At 68.6% G+C, this 22,523-nt stretch carries 13 protein-coding genes; 7 read left to right on the top strand and 6 right to left on the bottom strand.

The window, feature by feature from the left end; genetic code table 11:
* The first annotated feature begins 145 nt into the window (after positions 1-145).
* The 3 genes from pstC to pstB are packed head-to-tail and all read left to right on the top strand — an operon-like array spanning position 146 to position 3,196.
* A complete protein-coding gene (gene pstC / locus ABLG96_RS18815; RefSeq protein WP_353648847.1) occupies positions 146-1,363 on the top strand; it encodes a phosphate ABC transporter permease subunit PstC in 1,218 nt (405 codons plus the stop codon).
* The gene (pstA, locus tag ABLG96_RS18810; protein ID WP_353648846.1) at positions 1,360-2,406 is read left to right on the top strand and encodes a phosphate ABC transporter permease PstA; all 1,047 of its coding nucleotides are present in this window, start codon (positions 1,360-1,362) and stop codon (positions 2,404-2,406) included. The genes pstC and pstA overlap by 4 nt, the downstream gene beginning before the upstream one ends.
* 10 nt (positions 2,407-2,416) lie before the next feature.
* Positions 2,417-3,196: a phosphate ABC transporter ATP-binding protein PstB gene (gene pstB, locus ABLG96_RS18805; RefSeq protein ID WP_353648845.1), complete on the top strand. Its 780-nt coding sequence runs from the start codon at positions 2,417-2,419 to the stop codon at positions 3,194-3,196.
* A gap of 675 nt (positions 3,197-3,871) precedes the next feature.
* On the opposite strand, the gene ABLG96_RS18800 is transcribed toward pstB, so the two are convergent.
* From ABLG96_RS18800 to ABLG96_RS18775, 6 genes are all read right to left on the bottom strand, one after another.
* Positions 3,872-5,377, bottom strand: coding sequence for a peptidase S10 (locus tag ABLG96_RS18800; RefSeq protein ID WP_353648844.1), 1,506 nt, complete (start codon positions 5,375-5,377; stop codon positions 3,872-3,874).
* Between the two features lie 36 nt (positions 5,378-5,413).
* A complete protein-coding gene (gene phoU / locus ABLG96_RS18795; RefSeq protein WP_353648843.1) occupies positions 5,414-6,091 on the bottom strand; it encodes a phosphate signaling complex protein PhoU in 678 nt (225 codons plus the stop codon).
* A 117-nt stretch (positions 6,092-6,208) separates the two neighbouring features.
* On the bottom strand, positions 6,209-8,911 hold the full coding sequence (locus ABLG96_RS18790) for an LCP family protein (protein ID WP_353648842.1): 2,703 nt from the start codon (positions 8,909-8,911) through the stop codon (positions 6,209-6,211).
* 241 nt (positions 8,912-9,152) lie between these two features.
* Positions 9,153-9,791, bottom strand: coding sequence for a hypothetical protein (locus tag ABLG96_RS18785; RefSeq protein ID WP_353648841.1), 639 nt, complete (start codon positions 9,789-9,791; stop codon positions 9,153-9,155).
* Positions 9,781-10,896 (bottom strand): tRNA dihydrouridine synthase DusB, encoded by a 1,116-nt coding sequence (dusB, locus tag ABLG96_RS18780; protein WP_353651584.1) that lies wholly within the window; start codon positions 10,894-10,896, stop codon positions 9,781-9,783. The genes ABLG96_RS18785 and dusB overlap by 11 nt, the downstream gene beginning before the upstream one ends.
* A 132-nt stretch (positions 10,897-11,028) precedes the next feature.
* Positions 11,029-11,976: a TIGR03560 family F420-dependent LLM class oxidoreductase gene (locus ABLG96_RS18775; RefSeq protein WP_353648840.1), complete on the bottom strand. Its 948-nt coding sequence runs from the start codon at positions 11,974-11,976 to the stop codon at positions 11,029-11,031.
* A gap of 209 nt (positions 11,977-12,185) precedes the next feature.
* Between ABLG96_RS18775 and ABLG96_RS18770 the strand changes: the two genes are divergently transcribed.
* The 4 genes from ABLG96_RS18770 (at position 12,186) to ABLG96_RS18755 (ending at position 22,413) form a co-directional block, all read left to right on the top strand.
* Entirely contained in the window at positions 12,186-14,435 is a 2,250-nt protein-coding gene (locus ABLG96_RS18770; protein WP_353648839.1) for a peptidoglycan recognition family protein, read from the top strand.
* A 161-nt stretch (positions 14,436-14,596) separates the two neighbouring features.
* A complete protein-coding gene (locus ABLG96_RS18765; protein WP_353648838.1) occupies positions 14,597-15,427 on the top strand; it encodes an inositol monophosphatase family protein in 831 nt (276 codons plus the stop codon).
* Positions 15,428-15,604: 177 nt separating this feature from the next.
* A complete protein-coding gene (locus tag ABLG96_RS18760) occupies positions 15,605-16,666 on the top strand; it encodes an InlB B-repeat-containing protein (protein WP_353648837.1) in 1,062 nt (353 codons plus the stop codon).
* Positions 16,667-17,313: 647 nt separating this feature from the next.
* The gene (locus tag ABLG96_RS18755) at positions 17,314-22,413 is read left to right on the top strand and encodes an ExeM/NucH family extracellular endonuclease (protein WP_353648836.1); all 5,100 of its coding nucleotides are present in this window, start codon (positions 17,314-17,316) and stop codon (positions 22,411-22,413) included.
* The last annotated feature ends 110 nt before the right edge of the window (positions 22,414-22,523 follow it).

Raw genomic sequence — 22,523 nt, 5'->3', positions numbered from 1 at the left:
GGCCGCGGGACCGGGGGAGAACCCTCCGGCCCCGCGGCTCGACCCGTCAGCAGGATCCTCCGGCTCGATCGCCGTCCGTGCGGCGAGCCGGGTGTGGCTTCGCATTGACAACCATCAGCGCAGTGACCAGCCTTCACGAGGACAGATGCCGATCACACCGGGCAGGGGATCGATGACCCAGGACGGACGAGTACCCGGCGACGGGACCACGTCGGATGACGGCGCCGAGGACGCGCTGGCCGGTCCGTTGGCCGACGACGCCACCGACACGACCGCCAGCCGGGCGCTGTCGAAGGACCTGGCGGCTGTCGCCACGAGTCGCCCGGCGAGGAAGGTCCCGGCGTCACCCTCATCGGCGCCGTCCCGTCCCAGCTCGATCTCCGGGCACTCCGTCCGGATTGGCGACCGGGTGTTCAAGGGCCTGGCAGCCGGATCCGGCGGCGTGCTGCTGGTGGTGATGGCCGCGATCGCCGTCTTCCTGGTCTGGAAGGCCTGGCCGGCGCTGACCGCACCGTCCCCGGGCGGCGGCCTCAAGGACACCCTGACCAACAAGGGCAACCTGTTCACCACCCAGAGCTGGCAGTTCTCCAGCGAGGGACCGGCCAACTTCGGCATCGCCGCGCTGCTCTTCGGCACGGTCGTCTCGGCACTCATCGCGATGATCGTCGGGGTGCCGATCGCCATCGGCATCGCGCTGTACATCTCGCAGTACGCCCCGCGGCGTCTCGCCACGATCCTCGGCGGTCTGGTCGACCTGTTGGCAGCGGTGCCGTCCCTCGTGTTCGGCATGTGGGGCCTGTACCTGCTGGTGCCGAAGACCACCGGCTTCCAGAAGTGGTTGTCCGACTACTTCAGCTGGATCCCGATCTTCGAGAACTCACGGTTCAATGCGGCCAACCAGTACGGCCAGAGCCTGCTGATGGCCGGCATCGTGCTGGCCATCATGATCCTGCCGGTGGTCTCGGCCATCTGTCGTGAGGTCTTCCTGCAGACTCCGCGGGAGACGATCGACGCCGCCTACGCGCTCGGCGCCACCAAGTGGGAGGCCATCAGGACGGCCGTGCTGCCCTTCGGCCGCGCCGGCATGATCTCGGCCGCGATGCTGGGCCTGGGCCGCGCTCTCGGGGAGACGATCGCGGTCGCGCTGGTGCTCAGCTCGACGTTCCGGATCAGCCTGGAGCTCACCAGCAAGTCCGGCGACACGTTCGCCTCGACGATCGCCCTCAAGTTCGGTGAGGCTGCAGGAACGCCGCTCGGCATCGCTGCGCTGATCACCGCGGGGCTGTTCCTGTTCGTGATCACCCTGGTCGTCAACTCTGCTGCCCGGCTCGTGATCGCCCGCAAGAAGGAGTTCACCGCATGAGCACCGCGAGCGAGACCGTCACCCGTCGCGCGCCGTCCGCGCTGGTCGGCGCCCGACTGCCGAAGTTCGCCCCGCTGGTCGTCGCCGCGATCGCCATCGTGCTGGGGATCGGCGCCAAGCTGGGTCTCGGCTGGTCCGGTTGGTACACCACGTTCTTCACCGTCGTGCTGCTGTACATCGCTGTGCTGTCGGCCTGGTCGTTCTCCGTCGAGGGCCGTCGGCGCGCCAAGGACCGCGTGATGGGCACCGTCATCCAGGCCTGTTTCGTGGCCGCACTCATCCCGCTCGCGCTGATCCTCGTCTACATCGCCCAGCGCGGCATTCCCGGTCTCGGCGCCCTGTTCAACGGCGACAGCGAGCTCGGATCACTCCTCGGGGGTGCCGTCATCGGCACGCTCGAGCAGGTGGCGTTCGCCGCGGTCATCGCCCTCCCGCTCGGCATCTTCACCTCGATCTACCTGGTGGAGTACGGCAAGGGGGCCTTCGCCAAGGCGGTGACCTTCTTCGTCGACGTCATGACGGGAATCCCGTCGATCGTCGCCGGTCTGTTCGTCTACACCTTCCTGCTGCTCGGCTTCGGGGCCCGGCCGTTCGGCTTCGCAGGATCGATCGCGCTCGCGATCCTGATGCTGCCGGTGGTGGTCCGTTCCAGCGAGGAGATGCTCCGCCTGGTTCCCCGTGACCTCCGCGATGCCTCCTACGCCCTCGGCGTCCCGAAGTGGCGGACCATCATCAAGATCGTGCTGCCGACCGCCATGTCCGGCCTGATCACCTCGGCACTGCTGGCCGTCGCCCGGGTCGCCGGCGAGACCGCCCCGCTGATCCTGCTCGTCGGTTACGCGAGCAAGGTCAACACCAATCCGTTCTCCGGCGACCAGGCGACCCTGCCGATGATGATCTGGGATCTGCTCGGCAAGCGCACCGGCAACCCAGGCGTCGTCGACTGGGCCTGGGCCGGTGCGCTCGTCCTCATCCTGCTGGTGCTGCTGCTCAACATCGTCGCCCGACTGCTGGCCAGACTGGCCCAGCCGAAATCGAAGTAAGGACCTCCCCATGGCCAAGCGCATCGACGTCGAGGACCTCAACGTCTACTACAGCGATTTCCTCGCGGTCGAGGGTGCATCGGTGAAGATCGCCCCGCTCACCGTCACCGCCTTCATCGGACCGTCCGGCTGCGGCAAGTCCACCTTCCTGCGCACCCTGAACCGGATGCACGAGGTGATCCCCGGTGGCCGCGTCGAGGGCAAGGTGATGCTCGACGGCGAAGACCTCTACGGCGCGGGCATCGACCCGGTGAACGTCCGTCGCACCGTCGGCATGGTCTTCCAGAAGGCGAACCCGTTCCCGACCATGTCGATCTACGACAACGTGATCGCGGGCTACAAGATCGCCGGAACCCGCAAGGGCAAGAACGAGCTCGACGACATCGTCGAGCGTTCGCTGCGCGGCGCCAACCTCTGGGAAGAGGTGAAGCAGCGCCTCAACAAGCCGGGCGCCAGTCTCTCCGGTGGCCAGCAGCAGCGCCTCTGCATCGCGCGCGCGATCGCCGTCGAGCCCGAGGTGCTGCTGATGGACGAGCCGTGCTCGGCGCTGGACCCGATCTCGACGCTCGCCATCGAGGATCTGATCAGCGAGCTCAAGACCCGCTACACGATCGTCATCGTCACCCACAACATGCAGCAGGCCGCTCGCGTCTCCGACCGCACCGCCTTCTTCAACCTGGCCGGCGTCGGGCAGCCTGGCAAGCTCGTCGAGTACGACGAGACGGCCAAGATCTTCTCCAACCCCAGCCAGAAGGCGACCGAGGACTACATCTCCGGCCGCTTCGGGTAACTTCTCTGCGTGTGTCCTGACTTCCGGTCCCGCGGACGAGCACGCTGCTCCGACAGGCTTCGCTCGGCCGCGCCGGTTCGCAGGCTCACCGGCGCGGCCATCGCTGCAGAGGGCTACGCATCGTGCTCGTCCGCGGGCCCGGGTGGGCGAGAACTCTGACCCTGGGCAGAACCACGTCCAGTCACTCTCGTCAAGAACGAGGGACAAACGCGCGCCCCGGCGTTTGTTTCCGCTGGTCGAGCAAGCGAGGAACGAGCGCGTCGAGACCCCGTCGCCGGAGGTCGCTGCGGGACACATGATCTCGGCACACCGCCGTTGCCCCTTCCGTTGGCAAGCAAGCGAGGGACGAGCGTGTCGACACCTTGGTGGATGGGAAGTGACCAGAATGTGGCCCTCGACGCCCGTTTCGGCAGGACGTCCTGCGGTTTCCGCGATTGAGCGCCACCTCCTGGTCACTCGCTCGATGCAGCTGTCGCAGAGTGGCCGCTTGCTGAGCATTTCCGCGGAGCATCCTACGGCTTTCCGCGCAAGCGGCCAGTCTCCGTCACCGGCCTGGTGAGACGGATGACGCAGGCCCGGTGGTCCCCTTCGACTCCTTCGTCGCTCAGGACAGGGAGCAAGCGAGGGACGAGCGTGTCGAGACCCGTCGGATCAGCGAACGGGATCGACGCTGAGCTACGCCTCAGCTGCCGGCGGTTCCTGACGCTGCGGTACCGATCGGCGGACGAAGTCCGCGAGATCGCGGGACTGGCGCACTCGCGACTGCTCGTGCAGGTACATCATGTGACCGGCTTCGTAGTAGGAGTAGCTGATGTTCTCCCGCAGCTCGTCCGGCAGGTCCATCCGGGCGAATCCGTTCTCCGCAGCGGCGAACGGTGTGGCGCCGTCGAACCAGCCGAGACTGACGTGCACCTGCAGGAACGGGTTGGCGCGCAGCGCAGCGTCCAGGTCGGGGATGACGGTGACGCCGCGGCCCTCGAACTCCGCGTACGACCACGGCTGGACCCGGTCGGAGAGGATCTCGTACGGCAGATCGCTCTCGTACCCGAGCTCCGCCTGCAGGTAGTGGTTGACGGCAGCGGTGTACGGCGTCTGGAACGCCAGGTACGAGACGTCCTTGCGGGCAGCGTCGGCGTTGCGGTCGGCTGCCGGTCCGGTGAACCGGCCGTCCAGCCGACCGACGGTGACGCCCCGATCCCGCAGCAGTTCGGCGAAGAAGCGCTGGTGCTCGATGCGCAGGTTGGCCCGGTCGACGTACTCGGGCCGGAGCCCGGTGACGGCCGCGACCCGCTCGACGACGTCGGTGCGCTCTGCCGGGGAGAGCCGCGAACCGCGGGCCAGCGCCCACGGATAGTCCCGCTCGGCCAGCTCCCTGGCCTGCTGCACGACCTCGTCGAGCGACCGATCGCCGTGCAGTCCGTGGTAGTGCGCGTAGGCGGCGTAGGTGGGCAGGAATCCGGGGTACACGGCGTCGTTGCCGTCGGTGAAGCGGATGGAGCCCATGTCGAGCACCGTGGAGACGAGCATCAGCCCGTTCAGCGTCATCCCGATCCGCTCCGACAACCGCGCGGCCAGCGCGGCCGCGCGCAAGGTCCCGTAGGACTCACCGGCCAGGAACTTCGGGGACAACCAGCGATGGTGCCTGGTGGTCCACAACCGGATCATCTCGGCCATCGCGTCACGATCCGCGGTGTACCCGTGGTAATCGGCGGGTTTGCCGCCGACAACCGGTCGGCTGTAGCCGGTCGAGACCGGGTCGATGAACACCAGATCGCTGTGTGCCAGCAGACTCTCGGCGTTCTCGACGATCCGGTAGGGGGGAGCAACCGGTGCTCCCGCGTCGCCGGCCAGCACTCGTCGCGGTCCGAGCAGACCGAGGTGCAACCACACCGAGGAGCTCCCGGGGCCGCCGTTGAAGGCGAAGGTCACCGGCCGGGTGGCTGGGTCGACGCCGTCGACGGTGTACGACACCACGAACATCTCGATGGCAGGGCGGTAGCCGTCGAACGCGCCGTCGGTGTGCTTCTCCTCGCGCACCACCACGCGGCCGGCGGTGGCCGTGTAGGCGAGCTCGCCGTCCGGGGTTCGCAGGGTGTGTCGGGTGATCCTGACCTCGTCCGAGGGCGCGGGCAGGTCGGGTGCTGAGGTCTTGTCGGTACGGGCGGTGTCGGTGTTGGCCATGCGGCAGATGGTAGGCCGGACGGTTCCGAGCGGGTGTCAGTCGGGGGCGGCGAGCGGGATGGTGGTGTCGCCGCCGACGTTGTCACCCGTCACCAGGAAGACGATGCGACGGGCGACGGCGACGGCGTGGTCGGCGTAGCGCTCGTAGAAGCGGCCCAGCAGGGCGATGTCCACGGCAGCCGGGACGCCGTGCGACCACGCGGGGTTCATCAGCGCGGCGAACATCTGCCGGTGCAGGTCGTCCATCAAGTCGTCCTCGGACTCCATGCCCTTCGCGACGTCGAGGTCCCGGGTCAGCAGGACCTGCGAGGTGCGGCCGGCCAGGTGCAGCGCCACCGACGACATCCGCTCGAAGACCGGCCGGATCTCGCTGGGCAGCACGTTCTTCGGGTGCCGGCGACGGGCCGCCTTCGCGATGTGGATCGCCAGGGTTCCCATCCGCTGCAGGTCCGCCACGACCCACAGGGCCGAGACGACGGCGCGCAGGTCCGAGGCGACCGGAGCCTGCAGGGCGAGCAGCTCGAGCGCGGACTCCTCCGCGCTGGCACGCATCTCGTCGAGCCTGACGTCCATCGCGATGACGTCCTCGGCCAACGCGAGGTTGGCGTCCATCAACGCGGTCGAGGCGCCCCGCATCGCTTGGGCAGTGACCTCGCACATGCGGGCACCGTGCTCGCCGAGATCGGCGAGTTGGATCTGATAGGCCTGACGCATGCGACCAGCCTAGATCCCGCAGGGTCGGATCACCGCAGCGCTGCGTGAACGCGCCGTTAACGCGGCGCCGGCAGCAGGCGAACACTCGCGTAGATCAGGGCGGTCGGCCCCGGCAGCTCACGCGCAGGTGGCGTCCCCGGCGTTCACGGCCTGCACGTTCGAGGTGTCGATCGCGGCAGTCGTCGGCGTCGTGCTGGGCGCGGTGCTCCGACTCGTCGCTGCGCCCGCCGATTTCGGAGTGCTGGGAGCGATGCTGGTCGGTGTGGTGCTCGGCGCGGCCGGTGTGGTGCGGAACGGCTCCGGCACCGGATCTCCCACAGCGGCGGGACTGATGGTCCCGTTGAACGAGCTGCCCAGCACCAGTCGCACCCGCTTGCCCAACCCGTCGACCGCGACGAGACGGGAGTTCGGTACCGATGCGGCGACCATCAGGGCCGCGTCCCTGTTGGCGGCCGAGTACTCGACGGTGGTGGCGACGGTGACCTCGTCCGGCCTCAGCAGGTCGTCCGCGGTGATCTGGAAGCCACCCGCGTTCAGCGCCTCCATCGCAACGCCGGCCACCCCCACCCGCCCGGTCTCGTTGACCACCTGCAGGTCGACCTGCGCGGGGTCGACCGTGAGCGTCTGCGGAGCGGCGCTGGTGGTGCTCGTCGGGGTTGCCCTCGAGGAGCTCGCACTGGTGCGGGTGCTGGCGGCCGAGGTGCTGGACGGCGACCTGGACGACGGCGAGCTGCTGCTCGCGCCGGTGTCGCCGGTATCGGTGTCCTTGGTGGTGAAGGCCGGCAGCCGCTCGTCGGCGCGGATGGCAGCGAAGATGGCATCGGCACTCGGATCCAATTCGTCCCAGTCCTCCTTGGTGGGCGAAGGGTGGTGCGGGATCGAGTAGAAGTTCACCTTGCCGGGTTCCAGGTTGCCGAGCTGCTTGGCGATCAGGATCAACGAGTCGAGGGTGACGTTGACGGTGTGCGTGTTGTTGAAGAAGGCCGTCAGGAACGCGTTCAGCTCCACCGGGTTCAGCAGCGTGCCGGCGCTGGTGAGCTGACGCAGCATCGCCGACAGCACCACCTGCTGACGACGCATCCGGCCGTCGGTCCCGCTGGAGTCACCCTCGACCTTTCGGGCCCGGACCAGGTTGAGCGCCTGCACGCCGTGGATCACCTGCACGCCACCGGATTCGACCACCGTGTGGAGTTCGGCGTCGATGATCGGCCGACAGACGTTGACCGTGACGCCGTCGAGCGCATCGACCATCGCCTGGAAGCCGGAGAAGTCGATGTCGATGACCCGGTCGATGTGGATGCCGGTCGCCTTGGTGACGGCGGCGACCGCACACGCCGGTCCGCCGACGGCGTAGGCGTTGCTGATCCGCCAGCGCGAGGTTTTCGTCACCGGCTGGGTGTGGTTGGAAAGCTTGCGGGTCTTGAAGTCCCACGTCTTGCAGGTGGGCGCGGCGATGTCCAGATAGCGCGGGAAGCTGATGATGCTGACGGTCTGCCGGTCGCCGGAGATGTGGGCGATCATGATCGTGTCACTGTTCGCCGAGTCCTCGGTGCTCGCGTCGCTGTTGCCGGAATTGCCGTTGTCACCGGCCCTGCTGTCGGAGCCGAGCAGCAGGATGTTCTCCGGCGGGTACATCACGGTCTTCACGCCCTGGGAGTTGACCACCGTCGTCGGCCGGGTGTTGGTCGGCGCGTTCGGTGCGGTGTTCGACGGCAGGGTGATGTCGACGTCGCGGTTCCGCGCGAGACCCGCGTCCGCAGCTTCGAAGTTGCGCCACTGGTAGCCGCTGTACAGCAGGACGATGACGGCGATCGCGGCGATGATCGAGCGTCCGGCGACCAGGAAGCCGCGGTTGCTCCGTCGGTCGTCCTCCCCGTCGCCGCCCCCGGAGCGGACCGACCGGTTTGGACCACGCGGCGGCATCGGGGGCCCACCGGCCATCGCACCAGCTGCGCCCGGCTGGGCGCCGAGCAGCGAGGCGCGGATTGCGGCGACGTCATCGTAATACTGCGGCAGGGCGATGGTGGGGGTGTCGTCCGCCGGGTGGTCGGACGCCTGCTCGACGGGCGCGACCGACGTGTCGTGTTCCTGGACGTCGCGAACGATCGCTGCCGGGTCGATGCCCTGGTCGACTGCGTCCTGCGCCCGGTACATCGCCGGTCCGGAATCGCCGAGCGGTGCCACCGCGAACCGATCGTCCGGGTCGTCGGTCACCGGAGACGCCGTAGCGGCGGGGATCGATCGGTTCGGCGGCTGGAGGGCCAGTGTGGGCGGGCGCTCGACCCGCTGCTCCACCGGGAGCTGCTCCGTCGAGAACTGCTCCGTCGGGAACTGCTCCGTCGGGCTCGGATCTGCCGGGCTCGGATCTGCCGGAGTGGGATCTGCCGGAGTGGGATCTGCCCGCACCGCCGCTTCCGGCGCGGACTGCGTCCCGACGGCTGCGGGAGTGGGCAGGTCAGCCGGGTCGGAGGTGGCTGGGTCGCCGACGGCCTGCTGGTGCTCGGGCTGCTCCTGCGGTGTCGCGCCGGACGTCTCGACCGTCGACGTTTCGCCGAGCGCTGCGATCAGGTCGCCGGCCGAGATCGGGCCGACTTCCTCGGTCGGGTAGTCGGACCGGTCCGGAGATGCCGGCTCGGATTGTGCCTGCCGGCGGCGACTGCGCCGGCCGGTGACCTCGTCGCCGTTCGTGCCCAGCTTGGCCAGCAGGTCATCGACCCTGGTGGAATCGAGACCGCGATCACCCCAGCGGCGGGGACGCTCCCAGGGGGCCGAGCCGTCGGAGCCGGTGCCCGGATCGGTGGGACGCGGCGGCTCCGTCACTGCTGGCCTTCCCTCTTCGCTGACGGGGGTGGGCCCCTGGTGGTGACCGGGCGGGCAACTGGTGCCTGGCCGATCAGCGTGCTGGCCATCACCGATGGCATCCGGCGATGGATCGGGCGGCTGCCCGGTCCGGCTCACGCCGGAATGACGCTGCATGGAACAGCACCCGTCAGCGATGGTACGGATACTCTGCGTGGTCGTGCCAGGAGTCGGCAGGAACCACCTGGCGCTCGGTGCGTCATCAACTCACACAGAGCGCGGGAAGACCGGCCTGACCTGCAGTGATGGTGACATCGATGATCGCGACATCCGTTCCGGTGATCCGCGTTCCGGTGAAGACCCGCACCAGCGACGGAACGATCAGGTGCCCGTCCGACGCGACCCGCACCGCTGACCAGGCCGGAACCAGCCGGACGGTGGTGACCGCCGCCGCGCAGCCTCGCTGGTTCGCCTCCTGCGCCGGATCCACCACCCGCTCCAGCACGCCGCGCTGGCGTGCCGGTGAGCCGCCGGCCTCGGCATTGACCTGGTCGAACACCTGTCTGGCGGCCGCGAGGGCAGCCGGATCCGGGCGAAGCACCCCGCTCGTTGTCGGGCCGGGACCGCTCGCCCCGGTGGACGGACCGCCATCGGTCGAGGTGCCGTCATCACCCCTGCCCAGCAGCAGCACGGCAGCAACGATGACGAGCGCGAGCACCATGAGCCAGGACACGATGCCCGTCGGCGACGGACCTCGGCGCCCGGGTCGACGGTCGAGGACGTCGGAGGGGCCGGCGCCGGTCACCCGCTGCGGGTCCCATTCGGGACGCCAGGCGTCGTCGTCCTCGCCGCCGGTGGGTCGCTGCGCAGGCCCCGACGGGGACTGTCCGTCAGCCGCCACTGGATTCGAGTTCGGCGTCCTCGGGGACGGCGAGCTCGTCGGGATCGTCCAGCCAGCCGTGCGGAAGATGGACCGACCTCTGCGGTGACCCCTGTCGGCCGCGGGGACCTTCGGCTCCCTCCGGGAACCGTCGGTTCGGGTCCAGCTGGGCGATCAGCGCGTCCAGGTCCGCGAGGCTGTCGACCATCCCGAGATCCAGCCGGACCAGCGAGCCGACCGGGAAACCCTTGAAGTACCAGGTGATGTGCTTGCGCAGGTCGCGGATGCCGCGCTGAGCGCCGTGCTCCTCGATCAACAGTTCGGCGTGCCGACGGATCATCCTGCCGACCTCACCGAGCGTCGGTGATTCCGGCAGCGGGCGACCGTCGAACGCGGCGGCCAGATCGGCGAACAGCCACGGCCGCCCCTGGCAGCCGCGACCGACCACCACTCCGTCACATCCGGTGTGCGCCATCATGTCCAGCGCGTCCTGGGCCGAGAAGATGTCGCCATTGCCCAGCACCGGAATGCTGGTGACGCTGCGCTTGAGGTTCGCGATCGCATCCCAGTCGGCGGTGCCCGAGTAGTGTTGCATCGCGGTGCGTCCGTGCAGCGCGACGGCGGCCGCACCGGCCTGTTCGGCGATCCGGCCGGCCTCCAGATAGGTGACGTGGTCGGGGTCGATGCCGATGCGCATCTTGACCGTCACCGGGATGTCCGCCGGCGCTGCCGCCGCCACTGCGCGGCTCACGATCGCCTCGAAGAGCCTGCGCTTGTAGGGAAGTGCGGCCCCGCCACCGCGCCGGGTGACCTTGGGGACGGGGCAGCCGAAGTTGAGATCGATGTGGTCGGCGAGGTCCTCGTCCACCACCTTGCGGACGGCCTTCTCGACGGTCTCGGGGTCTACCCCGTAGAACTGCACCGACCGCGGGTACTCCTCCGGTCCGAAGCGGATCATGTCGAGTGTCTTCGGATTGCCCTCGACCAGCGCGCGGGTGGTGATCATCTCGCAGACGTACAGCCCGGCACCGTGTTCCCGGCAGAGCTTGCGGTAGCTGCGATTGGTGATGCCGGCCATCGGTGCGAGCTCGACCGGTGGCCAGACCTGGTAGCGACCGATCGTCATGGGCGCGGCCTTCGCCGTGTCCGGGCGCGGGGTACCCACCCGGATGAGCGTCTCGGCGGCCTGCGTCATGCTCCCAGTGTCCCAGCAGGTGGGCGGTGGTCCAAGTCGATGTGTGCCCGGCCGCCTGAACGCTCAGAGCAGTTCGGCACCGGCGAACGCGATGTGTTCGAGATCGGCCAGGTCCAGCACCTGCAGGTAGTACCGGTCGATGCCCAGCTCCGCCACGGCGGCGAGCTGCTCGCGGACCTGCTCCGGGGTCCCGGCGAGACCGGCGGCGCCCGGGTCCCGCGGATCGCGTCCAGTTGCCTCGATGCGGCGGGCGACCTGCGCGTCGTCACGGCCCAGGAACATCGTCTGGGCGAGCGAGAACGTCATCGTCGCCGGGTCGCGGTCGATCGCCTCGCAGGCCCTGATCACCCGATCTCGTTGCCGGACAACGGTTTCGCGATCACCGAAGGGTACGTTGAACTCGTCGGCGAAACGAGCGGCAAGCGCCGGTGTCCGCTTCGGACCGGTGCCCCCCATGATGATCGGGGTGCGCGGCGTCCCGGTGCGCCCGATCTGCGCCGGCTTGGGCAGGCCGGGCGAGTCGGTGAGGGTGAAGTGGTGTCCCGTGTGGGAGAAGGTGCCGCCGACCGGGGTGTCCCACAGGCCGGTGATGATCTGCAGCTGCTCGGTGAGCCGGTCGAAACGCTGACCGAAGGACGCACCGAAGTCGATGCCGTAGGCGCGGTGCTCCGCCTCGAACCAGCCGGAGCCGATCCCGAGTTCGAGGCGTCCGCCGGAGATCTCGTCGACGTTCGCCGCGGCCATCGCCAGCATCGACGGGTGCCGGAACGTCGCGGAGGTGACCAGGGTGCCCAGTCGGATGTCCGGGACCAGGGCAGCGATCGCGCCGAGGGTGACGAATGATTCGGACGGACCTGGCGCACCCGACCCCGGACCGCCGTCGCCCATGGCCAACAGGTGGTCGGACCGGAAGAAAGCCGAGAAACCGGCGTCCCTGGTCGCCCGGGCGGCGGCGAGCAAGGTCGCGAACGACGCGCCCTGCTGGGGCTCGGTGAAGATGCGAAGGTCCATGACGACCAATCTAGGTGCGGATGACGGTGGGTCGCTGTCGCCCGAACGGCCGATCGTGACCGGAGGCAACCGGGGCTCCGCAGATCTTGCGGGACGTATCTCGTGTCACCGGTGTTAATTTCGAGCGCACATCTGGCCGGAGGTGCACATTTGTGACACGCTTCACCGGTCAGGGCCGCAAGGCCACACTCTCGTTCGAGGTGACACACATGGGAATCAGATCCTCCCGACGTGCAGTCCCGAGCCGACGTGCAGCGGTCAGCGCCGCCGTTGGATTCGGACTGCTCGCCACCGCGGCCGTCACCGGCCAGGCCACCGCAGCGCAGCAGCCCGCTGTTGCCCCGGTCGGCTCGATCGTCAACTGCTCCTGGAGCACGGCCCCGGGCATCACGCTGGAGCAGGCCTTCGCCCGCTCTGCGCAGGCTGCCGGTGTTCCGGAGGCTCTGCTCAAGTCCGTCTCGTACCTCCAGTCACGCTGGGACGATCACGGCTCCGTTGCCAGCAACGACGGCGGCTACGGGTTGATGAACCTCACCGACCTCACAGGTCTCGGGGTGGAGCTGGACGGTGACGGCAAGGGTGACGGCACCGCGGGCAAGAAGCCGCAGTCCGCCGACACCGCTCGCATCGCCGCGCAGCTGACGGGTCTGTCGCTGCTGGCCGTCAAGTCGGTTCCGGCCGCCAACATCTGTGGTGGCGCAGCGGTTCTCGCCTCCTACGGTCCGTCCGGCGCGCAGGCGAAGGACGTGAACAACTGGGTCGGTGCCGTCACCCGCTACGGCGGTGGGGTCGAGTCCAACACCGAGCTCGCGCAGCAGGTGTTCGACCGGATGCGCTCCGGCGCGAGCCGGACGACCGCCTCGGGTCAGCGCGTCGAACTGGACGCCGTGCCGCAGGCGAAGCAGATAACCGTGGCGTCCAACTACCGCACCGACTGCCCGAAGAACCTGGGCTGCGACTGGATCCCCGCGCCGTACGAGAAGGGGGATGCCTCGCTGCCGGACAACACCGAAGACTACGGCAACCACGATCTCGGCGACCGCACCGGTGCCGGTGGCCCGAAGATCGACTACATCGTCATCCACGACACCGAGACCTCCTACGACACCACCCTGAAGCTGGTGCAGGACCCGACGTACGTGTCCTGGAACTACACGGTCCGCTCCAGCGACGGGCACATCGCCCAACATCTGGACCCCAAGGATGTCGGCTACCACGCCGGCAACTGGTTCGTGAACATGCACTCGATCGGCATCGAGCACGAGGGGTATGCCGGGAGCAACGGCTGGTTCACCGAGGCGATGTACGCCAAGTCGGCCACGCTGGTGAAGTACCTGGCCGAGAAGTACGACATCCCGTTGGATCCGGCCCACATCATCGGCCACGACCAGATTCCGGGCACCGTGCTCGGATCGACCAAGTCGGTGCACTGGGATCCGGGCCCCTACTGGAACTGGGAGCACTACTTCGACCTGCTCGGTGCGCCGATCGCCGGAACTGCTGACGCCACCACGCAGCTCTCGGTCGGTGACGTGGTCACGGTCAAGCCGGGGTACTCCGACAACCCGAACATCGTGACGCAGTGCAAGCAACAGTCGCCGCCGTCCCCGGACTGCGTGGCGGGCGTTGGCACCAACTACGTCGAGCTGCGCCAGGCTGCGTCGGACACCGCGCCGCTGGCGAAGGACGTCGGCTGGAAGCCGGACGGTTCGGCCGGCAGCACCGTGGTGAGCGACGTGTCGGCGAAGGCGCAGGCCGGCAACAAGCTGGTGGTCGCGGCGATCTCCGGTGACTGGGTGAAGGTGGCCTGGGCGGGAGAGTTCGCGTGGGTCAAGAACACTGCGGCCAAGCCGGTGCTGGTGCGGACACCGACCGCCACCGTCAGCGTGAAGAGCGGAGCGACCACCGCTCCGGTCTACGGTCGCGCCTACCCGGAGCCTGCTGCCTACACCGGCACCAGCATTCCGGTGCAGAAGCTGTCGCCGCTGGAGTACACCCTCAAGCCGGGACAGCAGTACGCCGTGCTCGACAGGACGGTCGTCACCGACTACTACTACGCCACCCAGTACGACGGTCTGGGCGCCGACCAGCGCACGGATCTGAAGGGTCAGCTCGTCTACTACGAGGTCGCCATCGCACACCGGGTCTTCTTCGTCCAGGCAGGCGACGTCACGCTGACCGAGTCCCCGGTGCTCGCCTCGACGGGTGCTCCGCGGATCGCCGGGACCCCCGTGAAGGGGTCGGCGGTCACGGCCCTCACCGGGATCTGGACCGGTGGCGTGAAGACGTTCAGCTACCAGTGGCAGCGCAACGGTAAGGACATCAAGGGCGCCGTCACGCAGACCTACCAGCTGCGCGGTGTGGACGTCGGCACGAGGCTGACGGTCGTGGTGAGCGCTCATGCGCCGAACGCGGTGTCGGTCTCCGCGGAGTCCGCCGCGGTCAGGGTCCGCGCCTGACAGCCGGGCTTCATCGCTGATCGAGCGAGCGAGGAACGAGCGAGTCGAGATCCCGTCCTGACCGGCGGGGTCTCGGCTCGTTCGTCGAATGAGCACCGCACCCGCGCCAGCGGGATGAGACCGGCGGCGTCATGGGCCCGGTCGGCTGCGAGGATGGGGCCATGAACCCCGATCCCGGTACCGGCCCGTCCACCGCGACGGTGTCGGACGAGCCGGATGAGTTGTTGGCACTCGCTGTGCGGGCTGCCCGGGCGGCAGGCGCGGAGCTGATGCGCCGGTACGGGCACATCGAGGGGCTCGAGACCAAATCGACTGCGACAGACCCGGTTTCGGACGCCGACAAGGCCGCTGAGCAGCTGCTGTCGGACCTCATCACCACTGCCCGACCGGATGACGCGATGATCGGCGAGGAGGGGACCGACCGGTCGGGTACCTCGGGCCTGACCTGGGTGGTGGACCCGCTCGACGGGACCGTGAACTACCTCTACCAGCTGGCGAACTTCTCGGTCAGCGTTGCCTGCGAGGACGCACAGGGCGGCCTGGTCGGGGTGGTCCTCGACCCCGTTGCCGACCGACTGTTCTCCGCCGTCCGCGGTGGCGGGGCGACCCGACTCGACCCCTCCGGGACCACCTCCCTGCGGGTGTCCGATCCGGTTCCGCTGGATCGTGCACTGCTTGCGACCGGATTCGGCTACGACGCGGGTCGCCGTGCGCTGCAGGGAGAGTTCGTGGCCGCCCTGTTGCCGCGCATCCGCGACATCCGCCGGTTCGGCGGCGCTGCGCTCGACCTGTGCGCGGTGGCCGCCGGAGCGGTCGACGGCTATTTCGAGGAAGGCATCAACCACTGGGACCACGCGGCCGGTGGTCTGATCGTGCAGGAAGCCGGCGGGCTGATGACGCACTTCGCGCCGACCGGGCACGAGCGCGGCTGGCTGGCGGCCGGACCTTCCCTGCACGCCGAGATGGCAGCCTTTGCTGCAGCTCCTCGCTGACCGGTCGCTCGACCACCGGAAGCACCGGTGATCGAGCAAAGAAACTTCCTCTTTCGGGCATCTCGACCCGCCTAGGAGTGACAACTGCGAGTTTGCGTTGCCCCGGACGGATGAACGTGTTGTGCTGGTCGACGTACAGGTGACCAGTCGGTCACCGCCGGCGACGGGGAGACACAGATGGTGCACGGTTCTCAGGCGGGCTCGGCATCCGACTCCAGCGAGGATCGTCCCGCTGCTGGATCGCGACGGGCCTCGGTCGTGCGGCGTGGCCTGGCTGTCGCCGGTCTCGCAGTGCTCACCGCGCTCCCCGCCGCCGCGGCAGCGCCGAGCGTCTTTGCCGCCCCCTCGTCGGCGACCCCTGCCTCCCGGTCGGCCGCGGAGCTGTACCTGATCTCGTACGAGGGCAACCATGGTGCCGGGCCCGCACCCGCGGACCAGTGGGTGGAGGTCGGAGCAGCGGCCCGGATCTCCGAGAACTCGTTCGCCCGCGAGGGGTACGCCTTCGTGGAGTGGAACACCCGCGGAGACGGGACCGGCACGAGCTACCTCCCCGGGGCCACGGTGACTCCGACGGCGAACGTGACCATGTATGCCCAGTGGGCGCCGAGAACCGAGGTGTACCTCGTGACCTCGGCTACCTCGCAGGTGTTCCGGGCGGTGGACCCCGCCCTGATCGGCGTCCAGGTCAACATCTATCGGGATGCGGCCGACCTCGATCAGGACGGAGGGCCGACCTCGCCGGGCACCCTGGAGATCCGCGATCACGACGTGCTGATCCGCAGGATCGCGGCGGATCCCTACGACCTCACGGTCCTGCCGATCCCGTCGAACCTGCCGCTCGGTCGAGCCGAGTTCACGGCCACGTTCATCCCGAAGGGTCCGGCCCGGACGACCATCACCTCGGACCCCGTCAAGTTCACCGTGGCACGCGCCAGCACGGTCACGAAGGTGACGTTGCGGCAGCAGTCACTCTCGGCCGCGGACCAGAAGAAGTACCAGGTCCGCAGCGCGGTCTCGGTGTCGGTGCAGGTGGTGGGGCGCGGCACCCGGACCGTCGCGCCCGGGGCGGTGGCCCTGACGGTCGATGGCAAGGTCACCACGCTGGAGCTGGTGAACGGTCGTGCGAAGACCGCACTGGTGCCGACCCCAGCCGGCGCCATGAGGATCGCTGCGACCTATCGACCCAGCGTCGATTGGTGGGTCCGCTCGACGGGCTGGGCCTCGATCACCGTTCGCTGATCACCCGCGACGCGCGACTGCGTCACCCTGCCGCCCGATCAGGTGGTCGGAGACCCCTCTGGAGTGACAGCGCCCTGTCCGCATTGCTCCGGACGGATGGTGCATTCGATCGGAACCAGCCGAGCGTCGACTGGTGGGTGCGTTCGACGGGACGGGCGTCGATCACCGTTCGCTGATCGCAGGGCTCGTTCCACAGCGCACCTCAGTACGCGCCGCACCTCAGTACGCGCCGCGGGCCGTCGCACTCTCCATGCCGGGGAGCGGCGGCCCGCCCTCGTCTGCCCGAACGTGACCCGGGCATTGCGCTGAGCGTTCTGCGACGAGCCAGCCTGTGCCACCGAGTGAGATCCGCACCTCCAGCTGAAGAGGTGCGCAGCGAACGGGTGATGCTGTCCGTCAGACGTTGTGTCAATCGCTGACGGCTGGTGGGCTGCACACCGGAAGTTCATGTCGTCGTGGCCTCGTTGTCGGTCCGACCTTCCACACTGATCCCGTTGTCGCCGCACGGCTTCCGGTCGCCCACGAGGCGTGCCGGTGGGCGCGCGAGGACGGCTGGGATTTCCCCCTGTGACGCCCGGCAGACCGCCGGGCCGGAGAAAGTGGTGTGCGTAGTGCAGAAATCGTGGACGCGGCGCTCGATCGCCGCGTTGAGTGCCATCGCTCTCGGAACCGGGGGTGTGCTCGCGGTTCCCGCGGTGGCGCAGGCCGCGGTCAGTGCTGACGCCCAGGTGGTGATCAGCGAGGTGTACGGCGGCGGGGGCAACTCCGGCGCCACTCTCAAGAACGACTTCGTTGAGCTCTACAACAAGGGCGCGACTCCCGTCGATCTGAGCACCTGGTCCGTTCAGTACGCCAGCGCCAACGCCACCACCTGGGCGAATACGCCGTCTGGCCGAACGAACCTCACCGGATCCATCGCGCCGGGTGCCTACTACCTGATCCAGGAAGCGGCAGGTGCCGGCGGCACGACCAACCTGCCGACTCCGGACGCCACCGGATCGCTGGCCTTGGGCGCGACGTCGTTCAAGATTGCCCTGGTCAACAACCAGGTGGCCCTCTCCTGTGGCGGGGACTGCGACGGCGCTGCGGCGGTGATCGATTTCGTTGGTGCAGGTTCCACCAACGACTTCACGGGGTCGGCCTCCGCTCCCGCTCCGTCCAACACCACCTCCGTCGCGCGCAACGCCGCGGTCGTCAACACCGCTGACAACGCCGCGGACTTCCTCGCAGGTACCCCCACCCCGAAGGCCGCCACCGGCGCCGTCGTTCCCCCGGTCGATCCTCCCGCTGCGGTCGCCAAGACCATCCAGGAGATCCAGGGCACCGGCCCGGCCTCCACGCTGGTCGGCACCAACGTCACCACCGACGGCGTCGTGACCGCGGCCTACCCGACGGGCGGCTTCAACGGCTACGTCATCCAGACCCCCGGCACCGGCGGCGCGATCGACTTCGCCACCCACACCGGCTCCGATGCGGTCTTCGTCTTCTCCGCGGCGACCGTCGGCAGCGCCGCGATCGGCCAGCATGTCGAGGTCACCGGCATCGTCGGCGAGTACGCCGGCCAGACCCAGGTGAACGTTGCCGCGGGCGGCCTGACCGTGCTGAACGACACCGTCGCGGCTCCGACCCCGGCCACGGCCACCCTGCCGACGACGGACGCGCAGCGCGAGACCCTCGAGGGGATGCTCTACGCGCCGTCCGGCAGCTACACGATCACCAACAACTTCTCGACGAACAACTACGGCGAGCTCGGCCTGGCCACCGGCACCAAGCCGCTGATCCAGCCGACCGAGATCGCGAAGCCGAAGACTGCCGAGTACGACGCGGCGGTGGCCGACAACGCCGCTCGGGGCATCGTGCTGGACGACGGCGCGTCGACGAACTTCCTGTCGGCGGCCGACTCCAGCAAGGTCCCGCCGTACCTCGCTGCAGCCGACGACCCGACGGCGATCGCGCCGCGGGTCGGTGCAGCCGTCACGTTCACCCAGCCGGTGATCTTCTCCCAGGGCGGCTCGACGTCGGCGCCCAGCTACCGTTTCCAGCCCCGGGGGCAGGCGGTCGGCGGCAACGCTGCCACCTACCCGGCGACCTGGACGAACACCCGCACGAACGCACCCGATGCGGCCAAGATCGGCGATGCCGACGTCAAGGTCGCCTCGTTCAACGTGCTGAACTTCTTCACGAAGCTGGGTGTGGACGTCGTCCCCACGTGCACCTCGTACAAGGACCGTGCCGGCAACCCGATCACCGTCAACACCTGCCCGGGCAACGGTCCGCGCGGTGCCTGGGACACCGCGAGCTTCAACCGTCAGCGGGCCAAGATCGTCGATGCGATCGTCGGGTCCGGCGCCAACGTCGCCGGGCTGATGGAGATCGAGAACTCGGCCGTCCTCGGCGAGGCCAAGGACGCCACGGTCAGTGCACTGGTCGACGCGCTCAACGCCAAGACCGCAGCGGGTACCTGGGCGTTCGTCCCGTCCTCGACCGATCTGCCGCCGACGTCGGAGATGGACGTCATCAACAACGCGATCATCTACCAGCCCGCCAAGGTGACTCCGGTCGGCGCGTCCCGTGCGCTCGGCACCCAGAGCGCTGCGGGTCAGGCGTTCGACAACGCCCGTGAGCCGATCGCGCAGAAGTTCCTGCCGGTGGGCACCGACACCGACCCGTTCCTGTTGGTGGTCAACCACTTCAAGTCCAAGGGCTCCGGCTCGGGTGACGACGCCGACCAGGGCGACGGCCAGGGTGCGTCCAACGCGTCCCGGGTGAAGCAGGCGACCGCGCTCAACACCTGGATCGACTCGATCAACACCGCTGACGACGCGGTGATCTCGGTCGGCGACTACAACTCGTACTCGCAGGAGGATCCGCTGCAGGTGCTGTACACGGCCGGTTACTCCGATGCCGAGCACGTCTACGGCCTGAACAAGTACTCCTACTCCTTCAGCGGCCGCTCGGGTTCGCTCGACCACGCCCTGCTGAATGCCAAGATGCAGGCCCGCACCACCGGCGCCGACATCTGGAACATCAACTCGGCCGAGTCGGTCACCGCGGAGTACAGCCGGTACAACTACCACGGCGCGCTGTACTACCAGGACAACCCGTTCGGCGCCTCCGACCACGATCCGGTCGTCGTCGGGATCAAGGCCAAGAACGCCTCGGTCACCAGCAAGATCACGCTGCTGAACATCAACGACTTCCACGGCCGGATCGACTCCAACACGGTGAAGTTCGCCGGCACGATCGAGCAGCTGCGGGCAGCAGGCGGCGAGGACAACACCGTCCTGCTGTCGGCCGGTGACAACGTCGGTGCGTCCGTGTACGCGTCGTCGTTCGAGAAGGACAAGCCGACGATCGACGTGCTCAACGCGCTCGATCTGAAGGCCTCCGCGGTGGGCAACCACGAGTTCGACGGAGGTTTCGACGATCTGAAGAACCGGATCACCCAGCCCTACGACGCCACCACCAACCCCCTCGGCGGCGCGAACTGGAAGTACCTGGGCGCCAACGTCTATCTCAAGGGCACCACCACCCCGGCCCTGCCGGAGTACCAGATCGTCACGGTCGGCGGCCTCCAGGTCGGCGTCATCGGTGCGGTCACCCAGGAGACCCCGACGCTGGTGAGCCCGGCGGGTGTCGCCGACCTGGACTTCGGCGACCCGGTCGTCGCGGTCAACCGCGTCGCTGCGCAGTTGACCGACGGCAACCCCGCCAACGGTGAGGCCGACGTCCTGGTTGCGGAGTACCACGAGGGTGCCGGTTCCGGCACTCCCGAGGGTGCGACGATCGAACAGGAGATCGCTGCCGGCGGCGCGTTCGCCGAGATCGTCACCCAGACCAGCCCGAAGGTGGCGGCGATCTTCACCGGCCACACCCACAAGCAGTACGCGTGGGAGGGCCCGGTTCCCGGGGTTCCCGGTGCTACCCGACCGATCCTGCAGACGGGCTCGTACGGCGAGTTCATCGGTGAGATCACGCTGACCGTCACCGACGGCGTTGTCACCGCGCACACCGTGCGTGACGTGAAGAGGGCCACTGCAGCGGACAACACACTGGCGGCCTCCTACCCGCGGGTCGCCGAGGTCCAGCGCATCACCAACGCCGCCATCGCCCGTTCCGCAGTGGCCGGCAACGTCCCGGTCGGTTCGGTGGCGGCGGACATCACCACCGCGTTCACCGGAGGTTCCTACGGCGGCACGGGCGACACCTATGTCGGCGGAACCCGGGACGACCGGGCCAACGAGTCCACGCTCGGTGATCTGGTCGCCGACTCACTGGTCGAGCAGCTCAGGGCTCCGCAGTACGGCTCGGCGGAGATCGGCGTCGTCAACCCCGGTGGCCTGCGGGCGGATCTGCTGCAGGCACCCGACGGCGTCATCACCACCTCCGAAGCCGTGAGCGTGCTGCCGTTCGCCAACAACCTGAACACGATCACCCTCACCGGTGCCCAGTTCAAGACGTTGCTCGAGCAGCAGTGGCAGTTGGACGCGGCCGGGAACGTTCCGACCCGTGCGTACCTGCAACTGGGTCTGAGCAAGAACGTCACGTACACCTACGACGCGGCTGCCCCGCAGGGCTCGCACATCACCTCCATCACGGTGAACGGCAAGCCCTACAGCCTGACCGCGAACTACCGGATCGGAACGTTCTCCTTCCTGATCGCCGGCGGCGACAACTTCCGGGCCTTCCTGGGCGGGACGAACAACCAGGACTCCGGTCTCGTCGACCGGGATGCCTTCATCAGCTTCCTGCAGGCGAACCCGGGTCTGACCCCGGACTTCGCGCGGCAGGCAGTGTCGCTGCCGCAGGTGCCGAGCACCGTCGAGGCGGGTCAGGAGCTGTCCTTCACCGTCGGTGGTCTGAACCTGACCAGCCTCGGTTCACCCAAGAACACCTCGGTGGACGTGAAGCTCGACGCGGTCACGCTGGGCAGCACACCGGTGTCGTCCACCACGCTGCCGGGCGGAGGTCTCCCCGACACCAGGCTGGTCGGCAACGGTTCGGCAGCAGTCCGGGCGACCGTTCCGGCCGGAACGACCGCGGGGGTCCACACCGTCACCGTGACGGCAGTCCCGTCGGGCACCACCGTCACCTTCCCGGTGACGGTGACCGCCGTGCCGCCGGTGGTGCTGGCGACCACGACGACGCTCACTGCGACCTCGGCCGTGCAGGTCTACCAGCCCACGAACTTGCAGACGCTGACCGCCACCGTGGCGACGTCGTCGAGGGCTCCGGGTGTGGGGATCGTCAGGTTCAAGCGTGACGGCGTGGTGTTCGGCACCGTTCGCCTGGACTCCACCGGCGTTGCCCGGATCCGGGTCCCGGCGGATCTGCTGCCGGGTGCGACGTCATTCACCGCCGAGTTCACGCCGACCACGGAGGCGCAGTCGGCGTCCGTCTCGGCCGCACTCGCATTCCGCGTCGCGCTGGTGACGACGACCGTCGCCGTCTCGGCACGCGGGGTCACGTTGTCCGCGGCCGACCAGAAGAAGTTCAAGGTCGTCTCCGGGCTGATCGTCACCTCGACGGTCAAGGGAACGGGCTCGACGTACGTGCCGGCAGGCAAGGTGCACGTCAACATCCGCGGCACGGTCACCACCGTGACCCTGTCGGGCGGGCGGGGTGTCACCCCGGTGATCCCGACCGCCAAGGGCACGGTGACGATCTACTCGACCTACGAACCGACCGGTACGCCGGTCGTGGCGACCAGGTCGCTGGGCCGGGTCACTGCGAGCGTTCGACGGTGACAGCAGCACACCGGGTCTGAGATCCGGTGGTCGTCCTGGACAGCGCCCCGATCGGTCTCCGGTCGGGGCGTTGTTGCGCTCTCAGCACAATCTGGTGACACGTCATCGGT

The organism is Nakamurella sp. A5-74 (genome assembly GCF_040438885.1).
Lineage (GTDB): Bacteria > Actinomycetota > Actinomycetes > Mycobacteriales > Nakamurellaceae > Nakamurella.
This window is presented reverse-complemented; position numbering and strand designations above follow the sequence as displayed.

Excerpts from the sequence above, each read along its gene's own strand:
- pstB (WP_353648845.1), top strand. The coding sequence starts at position 2,417 with ATGGCCAAGCGCATCGACGTCGAGGACCTCAACGTCTACTACAGCGAT.
- ABLG96_RS18800 (WP_353648844.1), bottom strand. The coding sequence starts at position 5,377 with ATGGCCAACACCGACACCGCCCGTACCGACAAGACCTCAGCACCCGAC.
- ABLG96_RS18760 (WP_353648837.1), top strand. The coding sequence starts at position 15,605 with ATGGTGCACGGTTCTCAGGCGGGCTCGGCATCCGACTCCAGCGAGGAT.
- dusB (WP_353651584.1), bottom strand. The coding sequence starts at position 10,896 with ATGACGATCGGTCGCTACCAGGTCTGGCCACCGGTCGAGCTCGCACCG.
- ABLG96_RS18765 (WP_353648838.1), top strand. The coding sequence starts at position 14,597 with ATGAACCCCGATCCCGGTACCGGCCCGTCCACCGCGACGGTGTCGGAC.
- ABLG96_RS18770 (WP_353648839.1), top strand. The coding sequence starts at position 12,186 with ATGGGAATCAGATCCTCCCGACGTGCAGTCCCGAGCCGACGTGCAGCG.
- pstA (WP_353648846.1), top strand. The coding sequence starts at position 1,360 with ATGAGCACCGCGAGCGAGACCGTCACCCGTCGCGCGCCGTCCGCGCTG.
- phoU (WP_353648843.1), bottom strand. The coding sequence starts at position 6,091 with ATGCGTCAGGCCTATCAGATCCAACTCGCCGATCTCGGCGAGCACGGT.
- ABLG96_RS18775 (WP_353648840.1), bottom strand. The coding sequence starts at position 11,976 with ATGGACCTTCGCATCTTCACCGAGCCCCAGCAGGGCGCGTCGTTCGCG.
- pstC (WP_353648847.1), top strand. The coding sequence starts at position 146 with ATGCCGATCACACCGGGCAGGGGATCGATGACCCAGGACGGACGAGTA.